The following is a 22909-nucleotide window of genomic DNA, read 5'->3' on the forward strand; positions in this document are numbered from 1 at the left end:
GGCTGGTGGCCGGGCTGGTGCTGCTGATTGTCAGCTCCCGCGTGCTGGTCTGGGGGGCGGTAGAAATCGCCCATGGGTTCGGGGTGAGCGACCTGATTATCGGCCTGACCATTATCGCGGTGGGCACATCGCTACCGGAGCTGGCATCGTCGATCATTGCCGCCAGAAAGGGGGAGCACGATATTGCTCTGGGCAATATCCTGGGGTCCAACCTGTTCAACACCCTCGCCGTGGTGGGGATCGCCGGTACCATTCAGCCATTGGCGGTAGGGCCCGAGGTCCTCAATCGGGACATGCTGGTCATGGCGGCGCTGACGCTGTCGTTATTCGTCATCGGTTACGGGTTCCGGGGGCAAGGACGCATTAACCGCATTGAGGGCACCTTGCTGCTGGCAGCTTACGTTAGCTATACCCTTTACTTGCTCAGTACGGTATTCGGCCAATCGTAATAGCCCTATTCGACTTGCCGATGGCGAGCCGAACCAGCGGCCGTAAATCGGACACACGGCGACTTTCACCAGCCAATAACGGGCGACACCGTTATTGGCTTTGATTCCCGTTACCCCTGCCCTTAAGCTGACCTGAAAGCCACCATGCAGGGATAACAACCATGAAGCTCACCACCCTTACCCCGCCCCTGCAGGCTCTCCACGATTCCTCCGATGACATCCTGCTGGTATCGCTGATCAGCCATGATGGTCTACCGGTAGTGCATATCGGTGAGGGGCTGGATTATGACGAGCAGAGTGCGCTGTTCTTCGAGATGAAAAAAGCCTGTGACCGGGTACTCGACGGGTTACGCCTGGGGCACAGCGAAGAAATCTTCATCCGCTGCCGGGAAGGATGCCTCTGTATCTGGCCGGTGAACGATATGGTGTTTGCCTGTATGGCACGGCCATCGGTGAACTCCCAGCACATGCAGATGCTCGCCTGGAAAACCGTGTCGGCACTGGGCGGACTGGTTTAGCCCTTCACTCACCCTGCCTTCACACTCAGATCACAAAATGCTTCCTGCCCAGCAATCATGCTGCCTCCACCCTACTGAACTCTCTTCATCGCAACAAAAAAACACACCCATTGCATAGAGAGATACACCCGTACTAATTAGCGTCAGGGCACGACTTTTTGGAGGGATCTTCATGCAGAGAAAAACAGGTATTGGCGCCCTGCTGGCGGCGCTACTGGGTGGCAGCGTGCTCAGCCCGGTATGGGCCGATGACTCACCGTCTTTTGCGCAGCAGACGCAGAATGAGGTCATCGACAATCAATACATCGTGACCCTGGCCCCGGACATTATTCAGCGCCTTGGTGTTACGGATCTGACCACGGCCATTCGCACCTTGCTGGCCACGGTGGGTGGCGGCGACGTGCTTTATACTTACCAGCATGCGCTCACTGGCATGACAGTGCGGCTAACGGATCTGCAGGCCACCTTGCTGAGCCAGCTGCCCGGCGTGATCGGCCTGGAACAGGACCGTCGGGTACAGGCCATCGCCACCCAGGCAAACGCCACTTGGGGCCTGGACCGGGTAGATCAGCCGGCACTGCCGCTGGATGGCAGCTACCAGTACCCCAACAGCGCCGGCAGCGATGTCACCGTCTATGTGATCGACACCGGTCTGCGCGCCAGCCATAACGAATTCAGCGGACGGGTCAGCCCCGGCCGTAACTTTGTCAGCAGTGGCGGCGGCTTCCTGTTTGGTGGCGGCAGCGTCGACCCGGCCAATACCAACGACTGTAATGGGCACGGCACCCATGTGGCCGGCACGGCCACTGGCACCGTTTACGGGGTGGCCAAGCAGGCACAGATTGCCCCCGTGCGAGTCCTCGACTGTAACGGTAGCGGCAGCAATTCCGGCGTCATTGCCGGGGTGGACTGGGTGGCCGGCAATCACCGCAAACCCGCCGTCGCCAATATGTCTCTGGGGGGTGGCAGCTCCAGCGCCCTGGATACCGCCGTGCGCAATGCGGTCTCCGCAGGGGTAAGCATGGTGGTGGCCGCCGGCAACGACAACACCAACGCCTGTAACGGCTCCCCCAACCGGGTGGCCGAAGCTCTCACTGTCGGCTCTAGCACCCGCACAGACCAGCGCTCCTCGTTCTCCAATTTCGGCGCCTGTGTGGACCTGTTTGCTCCGGGTAGCGACATTACCTCTGCCTGGTACCAATCCGACACCCAGACCGCACGCCTGAACGGCACATCCATGGCCGCCCCTCATGCCGCCGGTGCAGCGGCCGTGTATCTGGCAACGAATCCCAGCGCCAGCCCTGAGCAGGTGTTCGCGGCATTGGTCGATGGCAGCGCCACCGGCATGATCAGCAATCCCGGCAGCCAATCGCCCAACCGCCTGTTGCAGGTGGCTGAAGACGACGGCGGCACAGTGACGGATCGTTTGCCCACGGCCGCCTTTACGGCCCAGTGTAGCGGCACCGTCTGCCAGTTCGATGCCAGCGGCAGCAGCGATGACAATGGCGTGGCCGCCTGGGACTGGACCCTGGGCGACGGCAATGTGGCCAGCGGCGAACAGATCAGTCATGACTACGGCACTGCGGGCAACTTCACCGTGACGCTGACCGTCACCGACACCGCCAACCAGACCGCCAGCATCGACAAGAGCGTGACCAGCGAAGACACCAGTAACCCTTGCCCGGAATGCACTCGCTATGAAGGCAGCTTGGGCAACGGTGGCTCCGTGACCCTGCCCTCCGGTGGCTTCAGCTTCGGCGGCGGCAATGTGGAAGCCTTTTTGTACAGCCCTGCCGGTGGTGCCTTCTCATTGGCACTGGAGCAACGTAGCTGCTTCTTCCTGTTCGGCTGCAGCTGGTCCCAGGTGGGCAGCGCTCAACCGCAGAATGGTGTAGCAGAGCTGAGCGGCTCGGTGGGCAGCGGCACCTACCGCTGGCGAGTGACCGCAGAAAGCGGTTCCGGCGCGTATACGCTGCTGGCGAATCCACGTTAAGGACACCGTACCCTGAAACGAAAAAACCACCGCTTGCGGTGGTTTTTTCGTTCTAGCTGAGCGCCAGCAGGGTTAGACCCAGCTACAGCAGTTTTCGCCAGCATCTGCCTGCACAATGGCCAGCTCAAAAGCGCGTGACTTGTCGATCATTCCTGCAGCGCTGGCCTTGCCCTCGGTGCCCGCCTCCACCGCTGGAAGGAAACAGGCTGCGTAGGACCACGCCATCATATTGCCTTTCCCGACGCTACTCACAGGGCCTCCGGGTCCGCCAGCAATTGTTCCGCCCGATCCAGCATGGCGCCGACCTTGGCCGGATCCATGCGATCCAGGTTGCGATAGATCATCCGCATGCGGTGGTTGTGCTGGAACTGGCCGCGATGACGATGAATAAAATGCCAGTAGAGGCTGTTGAACGGGCAGCTGTCATCGTCACTAGCGGTTTTGACGTTGTACTGGCAGTGCTTGCAGTAATCCGACATGCGATTGATATAACTGCCGGACGCCGCATAAGGCTTGCTGCCCAGGTAGCCACCGTCGGCGTGCATCACCATGCCCAGGGTGTTGGGCAGCTCCACCCAGTCGTAGGCATCTGCATACACCTCCAGGTACCACTGGCAAATGGCTTCCGGCAGCACTCCCAGCAGCAGGGCAAAATTGCCGGTGACCATCAACCGCTGGATGTGATGGGCATAGGCGTGGTCCAGGGTATTGCGCAAGGCCTCGGACATGCAGTGCATGCGGGTATTACCGCTCCAGTAATAACCGGGCAACGAGCGCTGATTGTTGAGGCGGTTTTCCGCTGCATAATCCGGCATCAACAGCCAGTAGATGCCGCGCACATATTCCCGCCAGCCCAGTATCTGGCGAATAAACCCTTCCACCGCATTAAGCGGCGCCAGGCCATCCCACCAGGCCTGCTCCGCGGCCTGGCAGACCGCCAGCGGGTCCAGCAGGCCAATGTTCAGGTAGGGTGACAGCAAGCTGTGAAAGAGGGTGTCTTCCCCGGTGACCATGGCATCCTGAAAATCACCGAAGTGCGGGAGCCGCTGTTCGATAAAGTGTGCCAGTGCCTGCTGTGCCTGGGCGGCGGTGGTGCCCCAGCGAAAATCCGTCAGGTTGCCGATGTGTTCCGGAAACGCTTGTTCCACCAGCGCCAACACCTGCTCGTCGATGGCATCGCGGGGGAAAGAAAGATCCACAGGCAAGGGCACCTCACCCTTGTAGGCCTTGCGGTTACTGGCATCAAAATTCCACTGCCCGCCCACCGGCTCACCCCCTTCCATGAGCAGGCCGGTGTGGCGGCGCATTTCCCGGTAGAAGAACTCCATGCGCAGCTGTTTCTTGCCGCTGGCCCAACGCCGGAAGAAGGCCGGGGAGCAGAGGAATCGACTGTCTTCCAGACAGGTGACAGGGCAGGACAACTGCCCGGGCCATTGCTCATCGATCTGCTGCTGCAGACGATATTCGCCGCAGTGGGTAACCACCAACTCCTCAGCCTGCTCACAAAGCGGGCCCAGCACCTCAGGCAGGCTGGCATGGCCATGCTCGCCGTAGGCAAAGTAATCCAGTTGCCAGCCAGCCTCGCGCAGGTCTGCGGCGAAGTGGCGCATGGCGCTGAAGATAAAGGCGATCTTCTGTTTGTGATGGCCCACATAGGTGGCCTCGGCGGGTACCTCCGCCATCACCAGCCGGTCTCGCGTTTTGTCCAACGCCTGCAGCGTGGGCAGGGACAGGCTGAGCTGGTCACCCAGAATGATTCCGACTTTCACGACCTCTCCCTCAACATCTTAAAGCTCAAGAATGCCGTCAGGGGAGTGGCCGCCGGGTGAAGGAACCCGGCCCGGGTGATCCTGTCCCACCCAGTACGGAACCGACAGGGAGAAAGCCGATGGTGCGAATCGTATTGATGGCGGCCAGTCTGTTGGTCGGCACCGTGCATGCCGAGGGTTATGACTATATCCGTGGTGATGATGTCTATGAGGAGGACTATGACTACGGGGTGGATTATGACGGCCTGAGCAGTGTGCCGCAGACCCGGCTTCGCGGCAGCCGCCGCGATGATGCCGGCGGGCGACTCAAGCAACAGGCCCGGGACCTGCAAAAAGAAACCACGCAACCCTCCATGACCCGGGAACTGGAAAAGTGGAAGGCGGATGACAGCCTGACGCCGCCCGCCCTAGGCAAGGAGTAACCCTTAATGTTGGCGCCTTGTTCGCAAGGCGCCAACAAGTTCTGTCAGACTCAAGCGTCCCGATTCACCAACCGCAACTGCCGTCCCTGGAGTAACGAAGAAGCCACCAGCTGCTCGAACAGCATGGTCAGCGGTTGGGGACGGCCAATGGCGTAGCCCTGTACGAAATCCACACCGGCCTTCTCCAGCACCGGGATCATGGCGATATCTTCCACGTATTCCGCCACGGTTTGCACGCCCAGCCGATGGGCCACTTCGCTGATGGACTCGACAATGGTGCGGTCCACGCTGGAATAGAGCAGGTTGCGCACGAAACTGCCATCGATCTTGATGAAGTCCACCTGGAAATGCTTGAGATAATTGAACGAGCTGAAACCACTGCCAAAGTCATCCAGCGCCACCTTGCTGCCCTTCTGGCGAATCCGCGCCAGCAATTCGCTGGCACTGGAGAGCTGATTGACCACGGTAGTTTCGGTGATCTCGAAGGTAAGCCGCTCGGGCGCCACCGTGGTGCTATCAAGCAGTTCCTCCAGAAACGGAATAAAGGTGGGATCATCCAGGGAGGTGGCTGACAGATTGATCGCCAGATGCAGGTTGGGCAGGGCTGCCAATTCTTCGCTGAGCGTAACCAGCAGCTGAGTGAGCACCCAGCGATCGATGTGCGGCATCATCTGGTAACGTTCTGCCGCGGGTATAAAGGCACCAGGGTTGAGAATGTCGCCGTTGCGGTCGCGCAGGCGTAACAGGATTTCGTAGTGTGAGGCATCCGTTTCCCCACCGATGGGCCGGATTTCCTGGGCATAGAGCAGAAAGCGATCCGACTCCAGGGACTCGCGCAGGCCTGCGGCCATCTGCAGCTCCAGATGCCGGCGGGATGCTTCACTGTCATCCGGGGTGTACACAGAGACCCGATTGCGGCCTCGGTGTTTGGCGGCGTAGCAGGCCACGTCTGCCCGACTCATGGCCTCTTCCACGCTGATCAGATTGCCATCCAGTTGCACCAGGCCGACGCTGGCACCGATATCGTAGAGGGAATCTTTCCAGGCAAAACGGATGTCTCCCAGGGCCGCGATCAGCCGTTCGGCAATCTGCACGGCCTTGTCTGACGGGCAGCTACGCAGCAACAGGCCGAACTCGTCGCCCCCCAGTCGGGCCACCACATCCCCGTCGCGAATCTGCCGGCCAATGACCCGGGCACATTCGCGCAACAGGGCATCACCGGCCACATGCCCGGCGGTATCGTTAACCACCTTGAAACGATCCAGATCGATAAAGCACAACACGCTCTGCTCGGCGATGCCTTCATCCAGTGTCTGCTGCAGGGTATTTTCAAACTCGCGCCGGTTGGTCAGGCCGGTCAGCGCATCATGGGTGGCGTGATAGCGCAGCTTCTTCTGCATGGCCCGACGGGCGCTCACATCACGAAACACCATCACCGCCCCTTTCACCTCACCTTCGGCGGTTTTCACCGGGGCGGCCGAATCCTGGATCTCATAGCGGCTGCCATCGCGGCTCAGCAGAAAACAGTCCTCGCGCAAAAAGCACATGTCGCCGCCGCGCAAGGCCACGGCAATGGGATTGGTGAGCGTGGGGCGCCCCTCTTCATCACTAAGCTGCAGCACCGTATCCACGGGCCGGCCCTCGGCATCCCGTTCCCGCCAGCCAGTTAATGATTCTGCCACCGGATTCATGAAGGTAATCCGCCCGCCTTGATCCGTGGCGATAACCCCGTCGGCAATGGAGTTGAGCGTCACCCGCAGGCTTTCCTTCTCGTGGGCCAGTGAGTGCTGCATAGTCCGTTCGGCAGTCACATCCCAGTTAGTTCCCACCATCAGAGGCACCTTGTCCGGACCGACCAGGATGGTCTCGGCACGGGCGCGGATATAGCGCTCTTCGCCAGCCGGGGTAAGGATACGGAATTCCCCGTCCAGCTCGCCGGGAGCATCCATCACCTTTTGCAGTCTGGGCCGAAGATGGGCCAGGTCGTCCGGATGAATGCGGTCGTACCAGATTTTCAGGGTACCCTCGCCCTCCTCGCCAGGTTTGACCCCATACATCTCGTAGGTGCGTTCATCCCAGTCCAACTGGCCGGTGACGGTGTTGTACTGCCAGATCCCCACGCCGCCGGCAGACAGCGCCAGTTGCAGCTGGTGGCGGCTTTCCGCCAGGGCATGCTCGGCCTCCTTCGCGGCCTGGATATCCTCGCACTGAACGATCAGATAGCGAACGTTACCGTCTTCACTCACTCCGGCAATGGACAGGCGCACCCAGACCAGCTCACCGGCCTTGGTGACATAGCGCTTTTCCAGACGCAGGGTGTCTACCCGGCCTGCCAGCAAGAAACCCAGTTGCTGCAGATCATCCTGCAGGTCATCAGGGTAGATCAGCTGCTGGAAGGAACTCGCCAGTAGCTCCTCTTCCCGGTAGCCGGTCAGACGGCACAGGGCCCGATTCACCGCCAGCCAGCGACCGTCCGGGCCCATCAGCGCCATGGCAATCGCCGCACCCTCCATGGTCAGCCTGAAACGCTTCTCCCGTTCCGCCAGGGCCGCTCGCCCAGCGCGTTCGCGGCGGAAAAAAATGACCGCCAGGGCCACCACCCCCACGGCTGCCCCAATCAGCAAAGCCTGCATGGTTCACGTCCATTGTTGGTTATTATGATTCCTGACCACCTGTTCACTTTTTGAACTGCTCGCCCCTTACTTGCCAGCGTCACCTGACAAAACCGGAACTTTCACCGACAATTGGGTGACTATCAGAGGGCCTCCGACCCGAACATTCGCCTGCGGCTTGCCAATCGCTTCCCGCAAAAGGAGTATCGCCTACCCGGCTGTGCAGACCATGACGCTCCGATACCGTGCCCTACAATGCCTCGCCCTGCTGTTTGTGGCCTTTGCCCTGTCCCAGCTCTGGTATCTGGGGCAGGTACTGCGCCTGCAGCACCACAATCCGGAAGGCAGCGCCTATATGCAGCGGGCCAAGGCTCAGGGACAGGTGCAGCAGCACTGGCGGGACTACGATCAGATCAGCGATTACCTGAAGCGCTCGGTACTGATTTCCGAGGATGCTCAGTTTACCAACCACAGCGGTTTTGACTGGCAAGGCATCCGTTACGCCCTGCGGCGCAACATGGAAGCGGGCAAGCCGGTGGCCGGTGGCTCTACCATCACCCAGCAACTGGCCAAGAACCTGTATCTTTCCGGCGCACGCAGTTATACCCGCAAGGTTCAGGAAGCCCTGATTGCGTTGATGCTGGAAATCGGCCTGAGCAAACGCCGCATTCTGGAGCTGTATCTGAATGTGGCCCAGTGGGGCCACCAGATTTACGGCGCAGAAGCCGCCGCCCGACACTATTTCCAGGTCAGCGCCGCCGAACTCAGCATCGACCAGGCGGCGCAACTGGCGGCCATGCTGCCACGCCCCAATTACTATGATTTCAAAGGCCCGACCGATTATGTACAACAACGGGCCAACTGGATTCAGGAGCAAATGGCACTGGTGCGCATCCCCGATCCCGGGAACCTGCCGCTGCCACAGCCGTCTGAACCCGACCCTCGCCAAGGAAAAACGCAATGAAGCAGTTTGTAGTACTTTGCCTGACCGGCCTGGCCCTGCTGGGCTGCAGCGACAACGACAGCCGGACTCCGCCGATCTCGTCACCGGCCACCAATGACACCAGCAACCCGCTGGTGGGCGCCTGGCAAAACGGCGAACAGACACTGGTACTGGAAGAAAACGGCGATTTCTACCTGCCCGCCGACAAGCAGCGCCAGGGCCTGACCTGGGAAAACAATGATGGCACCTTCACCTTCCACTATCTGGATAACAGCCAGCTGGCGGTAGAAACCCAGAGCGCCAGCGGCGAACAACTGCAGGACACACTCAGCCTCAGCCCTTCCTCCCAATCTAGCGGGGAAGAAGAGCAAGCCGACAGCCCCCTGTTCACCGGCGACTATCAACGCGCCAACGACGCCGTCGGCCATCTCAGCGGCAAGGTGGAACTCCCCGAGGACAGCGAACTACCCGACAAGGCAGTGCTGACCGTCTCCCTGCTCACCAGCAACGACGAGGAGGTGATCCGCCGCCTGATCCCCCTGACCAGCGATGCGCTCAGTCAGCCCTTCCGGCTTTATTACCCGGCCAGCGCAGTGAACGCGGATAGCGACTATCAGGTGCGCAGCCAGATCCTTGCCGACGGCGGCCTGTTCTTCCAGTCCGAGCCCACGCCTCTGGTCGTTACCCGGGGCCAGTTTGCCGATATTACCCTGCCCCTCAGTGCAGTAATGACGGCCAGCGAAACCCTTCGCGGCGCTCTGGTATACCAGTACGGCACCACCAGCCTGATCCTCTGTAACAGCGATCGCCGCCTGCAACTGGCCGGCCCCCAGCGCGACGACCTGACCGACGCCTATGAAACTGCCCGCGAGTATCCGCTGCAGCCACGCGTGGCCACCGTCAGCGGCTTGCTGCGCAAGGTACCCGGCGAACAGGAAGGCAGCACCCAGAACGGCATCATCGTGGAAAGCTTTTCCCTGGAAAGCGGCTATAACGACTGCCGCCTGCCCGGCGCAGCGCTGACCAACACCCGCTGGCAGCTCAGTGCGCTCGGTAACAAGACCCTTGAGGCGAGCCAACAACAGCCCTACCTGACCCTGGACGGTGAAGGCAACGTGCATGGCAATGCCGGTTGCAACGGCCTCAACGGCAGCTACCAACTCGGCGACGGCACCCTATCCTTCGGCGCCATTGCGACCACCCGCAAGGCCTGCCCGGATATGGCAGGCGAACAGGCCTTTTTGCAGGCTCTGAAAGCGGCCCGGGGTTTCCGTATCGACGGCGAGTTACTCACCCTGTTCGATGATAGCAACCAGCCGCTGGCCGGGTTTCAGGCCATCGCGCTGTAACCGCCCGCTTGAGCATTAAAGGGAAAGATCATGCGCATCCATTACCTGTCCCATGTCCCGTTCGAACAACTGGGCGCCATGGAAGCCTGGTTCCGCGAGCGCGACGCCACCATTAGCCAGTCGCTGCTGTTTCAGGGCGACTCACTCCCTGACACCACCGAGTTTGATGTGCTGGTGGTCATGGGCGGCCCCATGGGGGCGGATGATGATGACAGCCATACCTGGATGGCCCCGGAAAAGGCGCTGATTCGCGACAGCATCGCCGCCGGCAAGAAAGTGCTGGGCATCTGTCTCGGCGCCCAACTGATTGCCCGTGTGCTGGGCGCCCCGGTGACCGCCAACCGGGACAGGGAAATCGGCTGGTTTCCGGTCTACCCCACCAGTGCCGGCAAGTCCGACAGCATCGGCAAACTGTTTGCCGGCGCCCCGCCGGTGCTGCACTGGCACGGCGACACCTTCGCCATTCCTGACGGTGCCGTACACCTGCTGGAAAGCGAAGGCTGCGCCAATCAGGCGTTTCGTTATGGCGATAATGTGCTGGGCTTACAGTTTCACCTGGAACTGCAGGCCGACAATGCCGCCGCCCTCTGCGATGCCTGCCCGGAAGACCTGGCAGACGGCCCCTGGGTGGAACCCCGCGCCAGCATGCTGGCTGACGAACAACGGTTTGAGGATGCCCGGCGGTTACTGGGGCGGGTGTTGAGCGCCTTTCTACGCTAAGCCGGCCAAACTCCATGCTCCCACAAAAACAAGAAGCCGCACCCCTACCAGGAGCGCGGCTTCTTCGTTTTCAGCTCAATCGACGCGACCTCGCGCCGCTGTTAACTATTCACTATTAACTGTTCACTACCTTCCTGCACCCTGCCCACGGCCGACAGGATCGCCTGCAGCGCAGCCGCGGTCGTATCGGCAGCGGTAGCCACAGCACTCTGCACCGTTTCCCCCACCTGAACCCGCACACAGGCCATGGCGTTGGCTTCGGTGTTATCGCCCAATGAATACTCATCGAAGGACACCACCTTCACCTCGCCACCGATACGACGGTTGAGGGCATCTACCAGTGCCGACATGGCGCCGTCACCGCGGCCGGACAACAGGGTGACCGGCTGGCTGGAGTCGCCAATACTGATCTGGGCCTGCACCTGATCGTTGCTGCGATTCAGGTCATAGGAACGCAACATCCAGCCCAGCGGCACATTCAGATAATCGCTATTGAAGCGACGATGCACCCGCTCGCTGGTGATCTCGCCACCATCCTCTTCCGCATCGCGCTGCACCACCCCGGCCAGCTCCTGCTGCAACCAGCGCGGCAGGTCGATACCGAAATCCCGCTCCAGCACATGGGCGACCCCGCCCTTGCCGGACTGGGAGTTGATGCGCACCACTTCCTCGTAGCGACGCCCCACATCCGCCGGATCAATGGGCAGATACGCCACCTGCCAGATATCGCCCTCCTGATAACGGGCCAGGCATTTGCGGATGGCATCCTGGTGGCTGCCGGAGAAGGCGCTGAATACCAGATCACCGGCATAAGGATGACGCGGGTGAGTCTGGATGTCGGTGATTTCTTCCACCAGGGCAATGATCTCCTTCATCTGCGAGAAGTCGATTTGCGGGTCGATGCCCTGGCTGTACAGGTTCATACCAGCGGTGACCAGGTCCATGTTACCGGTACGCTCGCCATTACCCAGCAAGGTCCCTTCCACCCGGTCGGCCCCGGCCATCACCGCCATTTCTGCGGCCGCCACGCCACAGCCACGGTCATCGTGGGTATGCACACTGATAATCACATGCTCGCGGTACTGAATATTGTCATGCACCAGCTCCACCTGGTCGGCAAACACATTGGGCGTGCTCACCTCCACGGTGGCCGGCAGGTTGATGATCACCCGCTGGCCCTGGTCCGGACGCCATACCGCATTCACCGCATCAATCACCTCGATGGCGAAATCGGTTTCCGTGGCGCTGAAGGTTTCCGGGGAATACTGGAAGCTCCAGTGGGTCTCCGGCTGCGTCGCGGCACAGGCTTTCACCCAGCCGGCAGCACGTTCGGCAATGGCCTTGCAGCCGGCTTTGTCCACGCTGAACACCTGCTCGCGGAAAGTAGGCGAGGTGGCATTGTAGATATGCACGATGGCGTTCTTCGCCCCCTTGAGGGATTCAAAGGTCCGGGAGATCAACTCTTCCCGAGCCTGGGTGAGCACCTGGATATGTACGTCATCCGGCACCAGATTTTCCTCGATCAGGGCCCGGCAGAAATCGAAATCGATCTGGCTGGCAGACGGGAAGCCCACTTCGATTTCCTTGTAGCCCAACTCCACCAACATCTGGAAGAAGCGACGTTTCTGGGCCACGGACATGGGCTTGATCAGCGCCTGGTTGCCATCGCGCAGGTCCACCGCCGCCCACAGCGGGGCTTTCTCGATACGCTGACTCGGCCAGCGACGGTCGGGTTTGTCGATAACCGGGAAAGGCTGGTACTTACGGTGATCAAAGCTCATGTCATTTCCTCAAACCAAAAAGGGGCATGGCCTGCCCCCCGAAGAAGAATTCCCGACCGAATCCAGGGGGTGAGCCGGATTGGGCCAACAACTCGCTGTTTGTGATCTCGGGTATCGATCAGCGCGCCGATAGGCACGGATGGCAACGAAGAGTGGCGGCCCGCTTTTGGCGGTTCGCATCATCGCCCCACGAGAGATACTTTACGGCAGCAAACCGGCAATGTGCTTGCTTTTTTCATCCAAAAACCGCCTTATTGGCAATAATATTGCGCAATAATGACAAAAAGGGGTTAAAACCATCATGAGGAAGCAGGAACTGGCAAAACTGGACCGCACTGACCTGCGCATCCTTGAAGCCCTGCAACATAATGGCGGGCTCACCAACCAGCAGCTGGCGGAAACCGTGGGCCTGTCGCCCTCCCCCTGTTCCCGGCGGGTACAGAAGCTGGAGGCCGCCGGCATTATTCTCAAACGGGAGACCGTGCTGGACGCCCGTAAACTGGGCCTGGACCTGACCGTGATCATCCAGATCAGCATGGACCGCCACACCCCCGAGCGCTTCGCCAACTTCGAGGAGAAGGTGGCCAGCTACCCGGAAGTGCAACAGTGCTACCTGGTCACCGGCCAGGAAGCCGACTATCTACTGAAAGTGGTGGTGCCGGATATCGATGGCTACCAGCATTTCCTGCTCAACCAGATCACACGTATCGAAGGGGTGAGCGGGGTGCATTCCAGCTTTGTCATGCGGCGGGTGGTGGATACGGCAGCCCTGCCGTTGAATTATGTGGAGACGTAGCTCTCGCACTCGTAAATCCTGGTCCTTTGTAGGAGCACCTCTTGAGGTGCGAACAGGCGGAATGCAACGATCCAGGATGAAACATCGGCACGTCCAAGAATGCATTGCCATCGGCATACCGTTCCTTCGCCCAGGCTCGGATTCGCACCTCGAGAGGTGCTCCTACAGTTGCTTCATGGCCAGGCCAATGACATGCGTCAAGCCACGCTCCTACAGATAGCCCGGTCCTAACTGATATGCTGGCACTATCAAATGCGTAGAGTTGCGAGACCATGAAAAAGCTATTGATCGTCGCCCACGCCCCGTCGCCGAATACGCTGACACTTCGCGACGCCGCCGCCCGGGGCGCCAGCCATGAAGATATCGAGAACGTGACCGTAACGGTAAAGCCGCCTCTGGAAGCGGGGCCCGAGGATGTGCTGGACTGTGATGCCATTCTGCTCGGCACCACGGAAAATCTGGGCTACATGAGTGGCGCTCTAAAGGATTTTTTCGACCGCAGTTATTACCCGGTACTGGAAGAAAAACAGGGGTTACCCTGCGCCCTCTACATCCGCGCCGGCCAGGACGGCACCGGCACCCGTCGAGCCGTGGAAAGCATTGTCACCGGCCTGCGCTGGAACTGGGTACAGGAGCCACTGGTGCTGCGCGGAGAATGGCAGGATGCCTTCGAGCAGCAGGTAGAAGAATTGGGGATGTATCTGGCAGCAGGGCTGGATGCGGGGGTTCTTTAGCTGCGAGGCGCAGTAGAACTCTTGGGGATCTGAATGTCCGTGCCCGCGCCCAACCATGGGCGCGGGCACGGACTCTCCATTACTGACAAGCCAACCCGCGTCTAGTCGCTAGCAGCTAGAAGCTCAAAGCTGCTCTTACCCCTTGCTCTTGTTCACCATGGCCGCCAACACCGCCTTGGCCTCATCGCCCTGCAGCATTTCTCCAAACAGGGCCAGGTCTTCCTCCAGCACATCCTGCAGCGGCTTGCTGATCGCCTGACGCATCAAACGTTTGCTCTCGCGCAGGGCCTTCGGCGGTTTTTTTGCGAGGGTTTCAGCCCAGGCGCGAGCAGTGGTTTGCAGTTCTTCGCGGGCGACTACCTTGGCAATGAGGCCGGCCTCGAAGGCTTCCTGTGCCAGCATGGGCTCACCCAGCAGCAACATGCGGGCTGCGCGTTGATAGCCCAGCCAGTCTGGCAGCAGCTTGGCGGAACCGGCTTCCGGTGTCGCGCCAAGATCGGCAAAGGGCGTGATGAATTTGGCATCGTCAGACGCCACTACCATATCCATGTGCAGCAGCATGGTGGTACCCACACCCACTGCATTGCCCTGGACGGCGGCCACCACCACTTTCGGGAAGGCATAGATGGCCTTGATGAAATTCGCCGCCTCACCCACTTCACCGGGCTTGGCATTGAGGAAGTCCACCAGATCGTTGCCGGCGCTGAACGATTTGCCTTCGGCGGCAAACAGCACCACGCGAATCTCATCGCTCTGTTCCGCGGCGTTCAGCAGGGCGATCATGTCCCGGTACATGGCGCCGGTGAGGGCGTTCAGTTTGTCCGGGCGATTCAGGGTAATTTCCAATACCGATTCAGTATGTGTCACCAGAATCAGGTCACTTTCCAATGTCGGCAAGGTCACGACAGCTCTCCCAATCATTTTGTAGTCGGGCAAGGCTAGCCGTCCGCCCCGCCCATGCCAAGGACGAATACCGACAAAGGGTATTGACCAGCCGGTCAAAGCGCCTTAAAAAAGCGCTCCTCTTCTGAGATCGTCACCGTGAAACTGATCACTTTCGATCCTTTCCGCACCCTGGGCCTGCCCGGCGTGCGTTATATCAAGCCCGAACATATGAACCAGCACCGCGAGACCCTGGCGGAAGCGGACTGGTTACTGTTTCCCGGTTTCTGGCAGATCAACAGCCTGCACTATGTGCTCAAGCGCCCCATCTTCCCCAGCCTGAGCAGCTACCACCTGGGTCATGACAAGGTGGAGATGACCCGCGCGCTGCAAACCGCCTGCCCGGAGCATGTGCCGGAGACACTGATTGTGGCTTCCGACAAGTACGGCATTGGCCAAGTGCTGGATCAATGGCGGTTTCCGTTTGTGGCCAAATCGGTGCGCTCCAGCCAGGGCATGGGCGTCTACCTGATCGAGAACCGCCAACAGTTGCTGGACTATGCGGAGCGCGAAGCCGTGCTCTATATCCAGAAACTGCTGCCCATTGTGCGCGACCTGCGCGTGGTGGTGGTGGGCGAGGAAGTGGTGGCCAGCTACTGGCGGGAAGGAGTGGGCTTTCTGAACAACGTGAGCCAGGGCGGCCGCGTGCGCACCGATTTGCCGGTACCGGACAATGCCATTTCCCTGGTCGAGGGGCTGGCCCGCTATCTGGGCATCAACCATGCCGGCTTTGATGTGGCCATGGTGGATGGCCACCCCTACATCCTGGAATTCAATCGGCTGTTCGGCAACACCGGCATCCCCGATCTTAATCAGCGGGTGCAGCGGGCCATGAGCAGTTACCTGCTGGGCGACTCGTCGTCACCGCCTTCTTCGGACAGCAAGGTATCTGCCTGAGTGCGCAGCAGGTTCTGATAGCGGTGAGCCAGTTGCTCCACCGGCTGTAGCCGCACCTTGTGCTCACCAGCGGTGACCACCTGAGCCTTTTCCGGCTGGTACAAGGCTTTCACATCCAACTCGGTGGCAGCCAGTTGGGATTCCGGCACATTGAGCCGCCCCGGCACCCCGGCCACACACAGGGACCAGGCTTCCTGCTGGTCCCCATCAGTGGTGACCAGCGCCTTGAATTCCAGTGGCGGCTTGCCCTGCTGCTTGCGCAACGGCGCCAGCAGACGCACCACTCGCAGGAACAACAAACCCGCACACAGCGCAGAAAACGCACAGCGAGACGCTGGCTCCTGGTAGAAAAACAGCCCGGCCTGATCCCCTACCCTCTGGCCTACCCGGCCACCATAGATACCTGCCACCTTGTCGAGAATCCGCTGATAATCTGCCAGCACCTCGACCATGGCCGCCTGGGTATAACGCTGACGGATATGTTCGAAATTGACGATACTCAGACGCAGCTGAGCCAGTGGCTCAGCGCCTTCCGGCAGGGGCTCGGTCAGTGCCTGCGTCGATGCCGGAGTGGCCAACGGTGATGCTGCAGGGGGCTCCACTGGTGTCGGTGCTTCAGGTTCCGGCGGTGACGGCAGCAAGCGTTGCTGAATCAGGGCAACGGCCACCCGCAGCAACAACAGGCACAATACGGCCAGCACAAAGCCGGCTTCCAGCCGCTGGCGCGGCAAGGCACTGGTATCGCCCAGCAGGGTCAAAGTGCCGGCCAGCTCACCGTCCGGCAGCGCCACCGGCACCGAGATAACCAGATCGGAGCGAGACACCCCGGTCAGGCCCACCTGGATATCGGCCGCATCCTGAAAGCGCACCCCGGCCACCGGGGCCAGCTGCACGGTTTCCCGACCGATCAGGTTAATGCTGATGGAATCATCGCTGGCCAGCGCCTCGGCCGCCCGGCGGGCTGTCTGTTCGGCCAGCGCCTGCAGCTGTACCTTGCGCTCTTGCTCCAGACGCGCGGAGAAGTGCTCAAGAAAATAGACACCGACCACCAGCATGGCCAGCAGCATCAGGATCAACTCACGCAGCAGGCTGCGTTGTTGCCGAATCCATGGCCGCCATTGTTCCCACAGGGACATAGAGTTGCATTCCGTAGTATTGAGCTCGCGCGCAGTATACCGCGACAGGGAGAGATGACGTTGACCGAATCGGCGCACCTTAGCAGCGAAGATGCCCCTGCAGGCTATCGGCAATGTAAAACATCGCTAATCCCCAAGGCACTGCCGCTTGCGGTACCATTTCTGCTACCCTTACGCGGTTTTCGCGGGAGCCAATGCTTCCGCCTTCCGCTTGTCTGACTTGCCCCCGGGAGCCCATGCGTGCGCGAGATCATTCTGATTCAGGTATCCGGCAGTGACCGTCCCGGTCTGACAGCCGCTTTCACCCGGATTCTGGCCCGTTACCGGCTCAATATCCTGGATATCGGCCAGGCCGTGATCCACGACACCCTGTCGCTGGGTATCCTGGTGGAAACCCCGCCGGACGCGGAGTCCTCGGCGGTGCTCAAGGATCTGTTGTTCGAGGCCCACAAGCTGAACATCAATGTGCGCTTCCGGCCCATCGACGAAGACCGCTACGAGGAATGGGTGTCCGGCCAGGGCAAGGACCGCCACATCATCACCCTGCTGGCGCGCAAGATTACTGCCGAGCAACTCTCCGACGTCACCGCCACGGTGGCAGACAACGGCCTGAACATCGACAGCATCGCCCGCCTGTCCGGCCGGGTGCATCTGGAAGGAGAGGCTCTCAACGAGGACAGTCGCGCCTGCATCGAGATTTCCGTACGCGGCGAACCGAAAGACGGCGAAGCCATGCGCGCCGCCTTTCTCAGCATCGCCAACGAACGCAATCTGGATATCGCCTTCCAGCGCGACAGCGCCTTCCGCCGTAACCGGCGACTGGTGGTGTTCGATATGGACTCCACCCTGATCCGCTCGGAAGTGATCGACGAGCTGGCCATGGAGGCCGGGGTGGGCGAAGAGGTGGCAGAAATCACCGAGCGGGCCATGCGCGGCGAGCTGGATTTCAATGAAAGCTTTCGAGCCCGGGTGGCCCTGCTCAAGGGGCTGGATGAAGGGGCCCTGGAGCGGGTGCGCGAACGCATCCAGCTCACCGAAGGGGCGCAACGGTTGATCAGTACCCTGCGTGCCCTGGGCTATCGCACGGCCATCCTGTCCGGCGGCTTCACCTGGTTCGGCCAGTGGCTGCAGCAGCTGCTGGGCATCGACTATGTGTACGCCAACGAGCTGGAAATCGAGAACGGCCAGGTCACCGGCCGGGTAGTCGGCCAGATCGTCAATGGCCAGCGCAAGGCTGATCTGCTCAAGCAGATCGCCACCCAGGAAGGCATCAGCCTGGAACAGGTTATCGCCGTGGGCGACGGCGCCAACGATCTACCCATGCTCGGCGAAGCCGGCCTGGGCATCGCCTTCCGCGCCAAACCGCTGGTCAAGCAGAATGCCGAGCAGGCGATTTCCACTCTGGGGCTGGATGGAATTCTTTATCTGATCGGGGTGCGAGACAAGGATCAGGCGGAACTGCTTAAAGGCAGTTAATAGTGAACAGTGAATAGTTAACAGTTCGCGATCTGAGTGTTGTTGATTTTGAAACGCAAGAGGCCGCGCCCATCGTCTGGGCGCGGCCTCTTGCGTTTAAAGTCAGACAAGGCAAAACCGCGTCGCTGTTAACTATTCACTGTTCACTATTAACTGATTTACGCCGACTCCGGAATCTGCAACGTATCCATCGGCGCTTGCAGGTAGAAGCCTTGCAGGTAATCGATCCCGCCAAGACTCCACAGGGCCTGCATCTGGGCGGCGGATTCCACGAAACCTACCACCGTCTTGCGGTTGCCTTGTTTCACCTGTTTGACGATCTCGGTGAGCCGCTGGCGGCCTTCTGCCTTGGCCACATCCTGGGTGAAGGAGCCTTCGAATTTCACCATGGTGGCGGGAATGTGCTGGAACAGTTTGAACGGGTCCAGGCCACCGCCGAAGCGGCTGATGGAAATGCCGCAGCCGGCACTCTTCATCTTCTCGGCAAACACGCCGGCCTGCTTCAGGTAAGTGGTGGCATCGCCTTCGGTGAGCTGGAAGGTCAGGCGGGAACCGTCCATCTTGGCCGCACGCATGGCCTTGAGCAACCAGTCGGCCAGGGACGCATCGGCCAGCGATCCGCCATTGATATTGAATACCAGTTTCACCGGTTCACTCATGGTCGCCGCCGCGCGCATGGCGTTAAGCACCACCCAGCGATCAATCTTGCCCACCAGCCCCTGCTCGGCAGCCACCGGAATGAACTCCCCGGCTTCCATGACTTCGCCCTGCTTCTGGGGCAGGTTAACGAACACTTCAAACACGTGCTCGCTGTCGTCTTCCAGATTCATCAGCGGCTGATAGCGAAGATTGAAACTGCCCTGCTCCAGCGCCTGGCGCAGCAACATAACGATGGCTTCGGAAGAACCGGCAGCCACCTCATCCATGGGGTCGTGCACCTTGATGCTGTTGCCTTTGCCACTGTTTTCCCGTTGGGCCTGGTTACAACATTTCAGCGCCGTGGTCAGGGTGCCCTGACCGCTACGGGCATCCTCACGGACAAAGGCCACGCCCACACTGGCGGTTACCTGGATGGTCTTGGCCGCCACTTCCGGCATCAGCCCTTCAATACCGGCCCGCAGGCGCTCGGCCAACTCCTCCGCCTCGTCAGTGTCCGCCACCGGCAGCAGTACGGCAAAATCCTCGCCATCCACCCGGGCCAGCTTGGCATCACCAACCTGGCCACCGAGCCAGTCTGCCACCGCCCGCAAAATCTCATCGGCGCCATCAATGCCCAGGGAGGATTGATGTTGTTCGAAGTCATCAAGACGCAGATACAGCACGGTAGCCAACTGTCCTTCACGGGCCGCTTCGGCCACCGCATCATCGAGCTGATCCATAAACCATTTGCGGGCGAACAGGCCGGTGACCTGATCTTTCTGGCTCATCTCATGGAGCCGTTCCTGCATTTCGTTCTCATCGACCCCGCCGGCGCGGATCACGATCTGGGTACAGGCTTCGCCGTCGTAGGTACTGGACGAGAAGGTAAAGGACGCATCGAATTCGTGACCCTCGGTGTTAACCCCCTTGCACTCCAGTTCCTGGGTCTGGCTTTCATCCTGGGCGCGGCTGCGCAACAATTTTTTGAGCTTGTCGTGATCGGCCGCAGACACCATGTCCATTATCGGTACGCCTGCCAAATCGTCAGCACTTTCGTAACCGAACAATTCCACATAATTGTCATTGGCGTGAATATGCATGCCATCGAGCACATAGGCGATGGCGTCGCGGCTCTGGTCCATCAGCAGGGAGAGACGCTTTTCCGCATCATGGAGGGCAATCTCGGAATGCTGCAACTCCTTGCGTAGGCGCAGATTCTCCACTACCCGGTCCACCATCAACGTCAGCATGTCACGGTCGTCATTGGGGACCACGCCACTGGCACCTTGCAGCAATGCGGCTTTTACGGTCTCGGCAGAAAAGGTGTTTTCCAGCAGAATCACCGGCACCGCCTTACCCAGACGCTTGAGATGAGCCATGGCGGACTCGAAGCTGCCATCACCAAAGGAAGGCCGGCACAGCATCAGCTCCCAGGCGCCGCCCTTGAGGGCTCGTAGCAAGTCATCTTCGCCGAGGGCCAGTTGCGCCCGGGTCGCCCTACCGGCATTACGCAGCATATTCATCAGCTGCTCAGCCTCATCCTGTGAATCATGGGCGATCAGTAGGCGGAGATTGTCCAGGGCATAGCTCATGGGGTGACGACTCATACTGTTTTCGTACGGCCCACCATTGTGCCTGACAACCCTGTCTTGGCAACTTTCCAGCAGAAAAAGAGAGAACTAACCGGCCCTTCCCGGGAGATATCGCGGCAGATTTCGTGTTTTCTGTTTATGGAAAGCTACCCGGCCAATGTCAGAAAACCATCGCACAGCATCCTCGCTGTGAACATAACAAACGGGCCAGACGCGCATCAGCGCGTCCTTAATTTTTATAGACTGGACCAGATCGAATCCAGATCACCTTCATCATCATCGCTCACCGGCTTGGCGGGAGCAGCAGGGGTTGCCATATCCCGGAACGGGTACTGGCTGAACCCGGATGCCCCCTGGGTACGGCGCAACAACTGTACGCGACGGGGCTCACCAGCCTCAACCAGCTCTACCTTGACCCCTTCATTGAAACCCACAGTGGGCAGCAACAGGGTGGCCGGCTGACCGACACCGGTCAATTCGGGCAGCAGGATAGCGCGCATGAAATCGCTGTCATCCCCCTGCTTGCGCAGGGCTCGTGCCGCCACCGGCCGGCCTCCCGGGGCCAGCAGCTCCACTCCGAAGCGGGCACCATGATTGGGTAACTGGGTGACCCAGCGCACCACCGCCAGCATCCACTGGCCTTCCGGGTGATCACGCAATGCCAGCAACTCGCCGGTGCGCATCAGGCTCGGTGTATTGCCCTGCCAGGACAGGCAATAGCCGCCGGGACTGGCATTGACCTTCTGGCAGTGATAGCTCTGCGGCAGCGCTGCCTCGCTGCGAAGCGAGGTGTCCGGTTTACCGATATCGATGGTTTCATTGGGAAATTCGGACTGATAGGCCGTGGCCCAGGGGTCTTCGTTGTGCTGCTTTTGGCGGGTGCTCACTTTGATATTACGCAGGAAGGGATTGTTCTCCTCCCCGTCTCCCATCACCGACAGGCTGCCGCGTTCAATCAGGGTTTCAAACGGCACCTTGCCGGACAAAAAGTAATGTACCCCCACCAGTCCGAAGCAGAGTTCGATCTCGCCGCTTTCCGCCATGCGCTTGAAGGCCCGCTCGGTGAGCGCGCCCCACACCTGCTGCAGATGCCCCATCATGCTGTCATCAAGCCCCTTGGGCACGACCAGATCGCTGTTCTGCGGCTCGTCTTTCCAGGCACTGATGGCCTGAACCAACCGGGTGGAATCAATATAGCGCCAGCTATCCGTGGCCTGGGAGGCATGGGTGCGATAAATCGGCGGACGGTCCGCCTGCAGATCAAACACGAACAGGTCTTCATCATCACTGGCGGTCTTGATCTCGATCAGATCCCCCCAGGTGAACGCGGCCTTGAACAGGGCTGCCAGTTCCTGCTGGCGCAATTGGTTGGGTTTTGCGGTAGCCAACAAAAGACAACGGGCATAGGCAGACTGAATACTGGAATTGCCCTTCTCGTCTTCCACCGGCGAGGCCGCGATGCCGTGCAGTTCCGCCAGCAGATAAAGCTGATGCAGCTCCAGCCAGAGATGGCGAGGGCTGGGGAAGTACAGCTGGTAGCAACGCAACAGCGTATCGCCAAGGGCACTGATGGCACGATGGATCGAGGTGGTCACTGCACGCCGGACTGTCTTGTCCTTGAGCTTGCGCATGCCCCTCACGGCCACCAGCTTGTAACCATTGGCCAGATGCCCCTGCAGGGCCTGAGCCAGGCTAGCTACCCGGCGGGCCTTATCCGGCAATACCAGGGACTGGTTCAGGTAATGTTTCTGCAGGGAATCGCTGACATGCAAAATGGAAGGGCGCACCACTTCCAACAACTGAAAGCGCTGTTTGGAGTCGATGTGCAGCCGGTTCAGCTCCTGAATGAACTGATAAAGCTGACGGGCAGTTTCCCCCATATTCATGACCGGGAGAGCGTCAACCCATTGTTGCAGCTTCTTTGGCTGATCAGCGCCAAGTGTCAGATGCGGCAAATCCTGCTCGGGCAGTTTCAAGCGCACTGTTTGGGCTGGTTGCTCCATGAAGATAATCCTTATCTCGGTGGCACCCAGATGGGGAACCCTGAACAATTTCTCCAAGAAGCCTGCCAACGACTCCGCAAGGCATAAAATATGCAAGAAATTGTTAGGCGAACCCTCTAGTTATTAAGTAGTAGTTCT

The 22909-nt window shown here is 60.1% G+C and carries 19 protein-coding genes; 11 read left to right on the forward strand and 8 right to left on the reverse strand.

The genetic code is table 11. The annotated features are described in order from the left end of the window. The 3 genes from ACFE0K_RS07475 to ACFE0K_RS07485 form a co-directional block, all read left to right on the forward strand. Window positions 1-449, forward strand: a 449-nt coding sequence (locus ACFE0K_RS07475; RefSeq protein ID WP_434535469.1) for a sodium:calcium antiporter, incomplete at its 5' end; no start/stop codon positions are given. 161 nt (window positions 450-610) lie between these two features. After that, window positions 611-967 (forward strand): roadblock/LC7 domain-containing protein, encoded by a 357-nt coding sequence (locus ACFE0K_RS07480; RefSeq protein WP_434535470.1) that lies wholly within the window; start codon window positions 611-613, stop codon window positions 965-967. A 172-nt stretch (window positions 968-1139) separates the two neighbouring features. Then, entirely contained in the window at window positions 1140-2960 is a 1821-nt protein-coding gene (locus ACFE0K_RS07485; RefSeq protein ID WP_434535471.1) for a S8 family serine peptidase, read from the forward strand. Between the two features lie 72 nt (window positions 2961-3032). Here ACFE0K_RS07485 and ACFE0K_RS07490 read toward each other — a convergent pair whose 3' ends face one another. Continuing rightward, entirely contained in the window at window positions 3033-3188 is a 156-nt protein-coding gene (locus tag ACFE0K_RS07490) for a hypothetical protein (protein ID WP_434535472.1), read from the reverse strand. A 20-nt stretch (window positions 3189-3208) separates the two neighbouring features. Further along, the gene (locus ACFE0K_RS07495; RefSeq protein WP_434535473.1) at window positions 3209-4729 is read right to left on the reverse strand and encodes a cryptochrome/photolyase family protein; all 1521 of its coding nucleotides are present in this window, start codon (window positions 4727-4729) and stop codon (window positions 3209-3211) included. A gap of 119 nt (window positions 4730-4848) precedes the next feature. On the opposite strand from ACFE0K_RS07495, the gene ACFE0K_RS07500 reads away from it, so the two are divergent. Beyond that, window positions 4849-5151, forward strand: coding sequence for a hypothetical protein (locus ACFE0K_RS07500; protein ID WP_434535474.1), 303 nt, complete (start codon window positions 4849-4851; stop codon window positions 5149-5151). Between the two features lie 50 nt (window positions 5152-5201). Here the strand turns inward: ACFE0K_RS07500 and ACFE0K_RS07505 are convergent, their stop codons facing one another. Then, window positions 5202-7784 carry an EAL domain-containing protein gene (locus ACFE0K_RS07505; RefSeq protein ID WP_434535475.1) on the reverse strand — a complete coding sequence of 861 codons (2583 nt, stop codon included), beginning with the start codon at window positions 7782-7784 and terminating at the stop codon, window positions 5202-5204. A 208-nt stretch (window positions 7785-7992) separates the two neighbouring features. Between ACFE0K_RS07505 and mtgA the strand changes: the two genes are divergently transcribed. Genes mtgA through ACFE0K_RS07520 form a run of 3 tightly spaced genes read left to right on the forward strand, consistent with a single transcriptional unit; the run spans window position 7993 to window position 10775 of the window. Then, entirely contained in the window at window positions 7993-8727 is a 735-nt protein-coding gene (gene mtgA, locus ACFE0K_RS07510) for a monofunctional biosynthetic peptidoglycan transglycosylase (RefSeq protein WP_434535476.1), read from the forward strand. Further along, window positions 8724-10055: an META domain-containing protein gene (locus ACFE0K_RS07515; protein WP_434535477.1), complete on the forward strand. Its 1332-nt coding sequence runs from the start codon at window positions 8724-8726 to the stop codon at window positions 10053-10055. Before mtgA ends, ACFE0K_RS07515 begins: the two co-directional genes overlap by 4 nt. A gap of 30 nt (window positions 10056-10085) precedes the next feature. Next, window positions 10086-10775, forward strand: coding sequence for a type 1 glutamine amidotransferase (locus tag ACFE0K_RS07520; RefSeq protein WP_434535478.1), 690 nt, complete (start codon window positions 10086-10088; stop codon window positions 10773-10775). A 101-nt stretch (window positions 10776-10876) separates the two neighbouring features. Here ACFE0K_RS07520 and ACFE0K_RS07525 read toward each other — a convergent pair whose 3' ends face one another. Beyond that, window positions 10877-12556 carry a 2-isopropylmalate synthase gene (locus ACFE0K_RS07525; protein WP_434535479.1) on the reverse strand — a complete coding sequence of 560 codons (1680 nt, stop codon included), beginning with the start codon at window positions 12554-12556 and terminating at the stop codon, window positions 10877-10879. A 301-nt stretch (window positions 12557-12857) separates the two neighbouring features. Between ACFE0K_RS07525 and ACFE0K_RS07530 the strand changes: the two genes are divergently transcribed. Beyond that, entirely contained in the window at window positions 12858-13352 is a 495-nt protein-coding gene (locus ACFE0K_RS07530; protein ID WP_434535480.1) for an Lrp/AsnC family transcriptional regulator, read from the forward strand. 272 nt (window positions 13353-13624) lie between these two features. Next, a complete protein-coding gene (locus ACFE0K_RS07535) occupies window positions 13625-14086 on the forward strand; it encodes a flavodoxin family protein (protein WP_434535481.1) in 462 nt (153 codons plus the stop codon). Between the two features lie 135 nt (window positions 14087-14221). On the opposite strand, the gene ACFE0K_RS07540 is transcribed toward ACFE0K_RS07535, so the two are convergent. After that, on the reverse strand, window positions 14222-14989 hold the full coding sequence (locus ACFE0K_RS07540; RefSeq protein WP_434535482.1) for an enoyl-CoA hydratase-related protein: 768 nt from the start codon (window positions 14987-14989) through the stop codon (window positions 14222-14224). 138 nt (window positions 14990-15127) lie between these two features. Between ACFE0K_RS07540 and ACFE0K_RS07545 the strand changes: the two genes are divergently transcribed. Next, window positions 15128-15925, forward strand: coding sequence for an ATP-grasp domain-containing protein (locus ACFE0K_RS07545; RefSeq protein WP_434535483.1), 798 nt, complete (start codon window positions 15128-15130; stop codon window positions 15923-15925). Here ACFE0K_RS07545 and ACFE0K_RS07550 read toward each other — a convergent pair. After that, the gene (locus ACFE0K_RS07550) at window positions 15868-17061 is read right to left on the reverse strand and encodes a hypothetical protein (RefSeq protein WP_434535484.1); all 1194 of its coding nucleotides are present in this window, start codon (window positions 17059-17061) and stop codon (window positions 15868-15870) included. The two genes, ACFE0K_RS07545 and ACFE0K_RS07550, sit on opposite strands and share 58 nt — an antisense overlap. 240 nt (window positions 17062-17301) lie before the next feature. Here ACFE0K_RS07550 and serB point away from each other — a divergent pair, with 240 nt between their 5' ends. Further along, a complete protein-coding gene (gene serB / locus ACFE0K_RS07555; protein WP_434535485.1) occupies window positions 17302-18537 on the forward strand; it encodes a phosphoserine phosphatase SerB in 1236 nt (411 codons plus the stop codon). Window positions 18538-18695: 158 nt separating this feature from the next. On the opposite strand, the gene ACFE0K_RS07560 is transcribed toward serB, so the two are convergent. Both ACFE0K_RS07560 and ACFE0K_RS07565 read right to left on the reverse strand, forming a co-directional pair. After that, the gene (locus ACFE0K_RS07560; protein ID WP_434535486.1) at window positions 18696-20783 is read right to left on the reverse strand and encodes an EAL domain-containing protein; all 2088 of its coding nucleotides are present in this window, start codon (window positions 20781-20783) and stop codon (window positions 18696-18698) included. A gap of 221 nt (window positions 20784-21004) precedes the next feature. Continuing rightward, window positions 21005-22771, reverse strand: a complete 1767-nt coding sequence (locus tag ACFE0K_RS07565) for a hypothetical protein (protein ID WP_434535487.1) — start codon at window positions 22769-22771, stop codon at window positions 21005-21007. Window positions 22772-22909: the final 138 nt, after the last annotated feature.

The sequence above is a fragment of the Alcanivorax sp. genome (genome assembly GCF_051117345.1).
In the GTDB taxonomy this organism is placed as follows: Bacteria; Pseudomonadota; Gammaproteobacteria; order Pseudomonadales; family Alcanivoracaceae; genus Alcanivorax.

What these genes read in the sequence shown, in the direction of transcription:
- ACFE0K_RS07525 (WP_434535479.1), bottom strand. Translation starts at nt 12,556, where the DNA reads ATGAGCTTTGATCACCGTAAGTACCAGCCTTTCCCGGTTATCGACAAA.
- mtgA (WP_434535476.1), top strand. Translation starts at nt 7,993, where the DNA reads ATGACGCTCCGATACCGTGCCCTACAATGCCTCGCCCTGCTGTTTGTG.
- ACFE0K_RS07530 (WP_434535480.1), top strand. Translation starts at nt 12,858, where the DNA reads ATGAGGAAGCAGGAACTGGCAAAACTGGACCGCACTGACCTGCGCATC.
- ACFE0K_RS07505 (WP_434535475.1), bottom strand. Translation starts at nt 7,784, where the DNA reads ATGCAGGCTTTGCTGATTGGGGCAGCCGTGGGGGTGGTGGCCCTGGCG.
- ACFE0K_RS07500 (WP_434535474.1), top strand. Translation starts at nt 4,849, where the DNA reads ATGGTGCGAATCGTATTGATGGCGGCCAGTCTGTTGGTCGGCACCGTG.
- ACFE0K_RS07490 (WP_434535472.1), bottom strand. Translation starts at nt 3,188, where the DNA reads ATGATGGCGTGGTCCTACGCAGCCTGTTTCCTTCCAGCGGTGGAGGCG.
- ACFE0K_RS07565 (WP_434535487.1), bottom strand. Translation starts at nt 22,771, where the DNA reads ATGGAGCAACCAGCCCAAACAGTGCGCTTGAAACTGCCCGAGCAGGAT.
- ACFE0K_RS07485 (WP_434535471.1), top strand. Translation starts at nt 1,140, where the DNA reads ATGCAGAGAAAAACAGGTATTGGCGCCCTGCTGGCGGCGCTACTGGGT.
- ACFE0K_RS07515 (WP_434535477.1), top strand. Translation starts at nt 8,724, where the DNA reads ATGAAGCAGTTTGTAGTACTTTGCCTGACCGGCCTGGCCCTGCTGGGC.
- ACFE0K_RS07535 (WP_434535481.1), top strand. Translation starts at nt 13,625, where the DNA reads ATGAAAAAGCTATTGATCGTCGCCCACGCCCCGTCGCCGAATACGCTG.
- ACFE0K_RS07480 (WP_434535470.1), top strand. Translation starts at nt 611, where the DNA reads ATGAAGCTCACCACCCTTACCCCGCCCCTGCAGGCTCTCCACGATTCC.
- ACFE0K_RS07560 (WP_434535486.1), bottom strand. Translation starts at nt 20,783, where the DNA reads ATGAGTCGTCACCCCATGAGCTATGCCCTGGACAATCTCCGCCTACTG.
- ACFE0K_RS07520 (WP_434535478.1), top strand. Translation starts at nt 10,086, where the DNA reads ATGCGCATCCATTACCTGTCCCATGTCCCGTTCGAACAACTGGGCGCC.
- ACFE0K_RS07550 (WP_434535484.1), bottom strand. Translation starts at nt 17,061, where the DNA reads ATGTCCCTGTGGGAACAATGGCGGCCATGGATTCGGCAACAACGCAGC.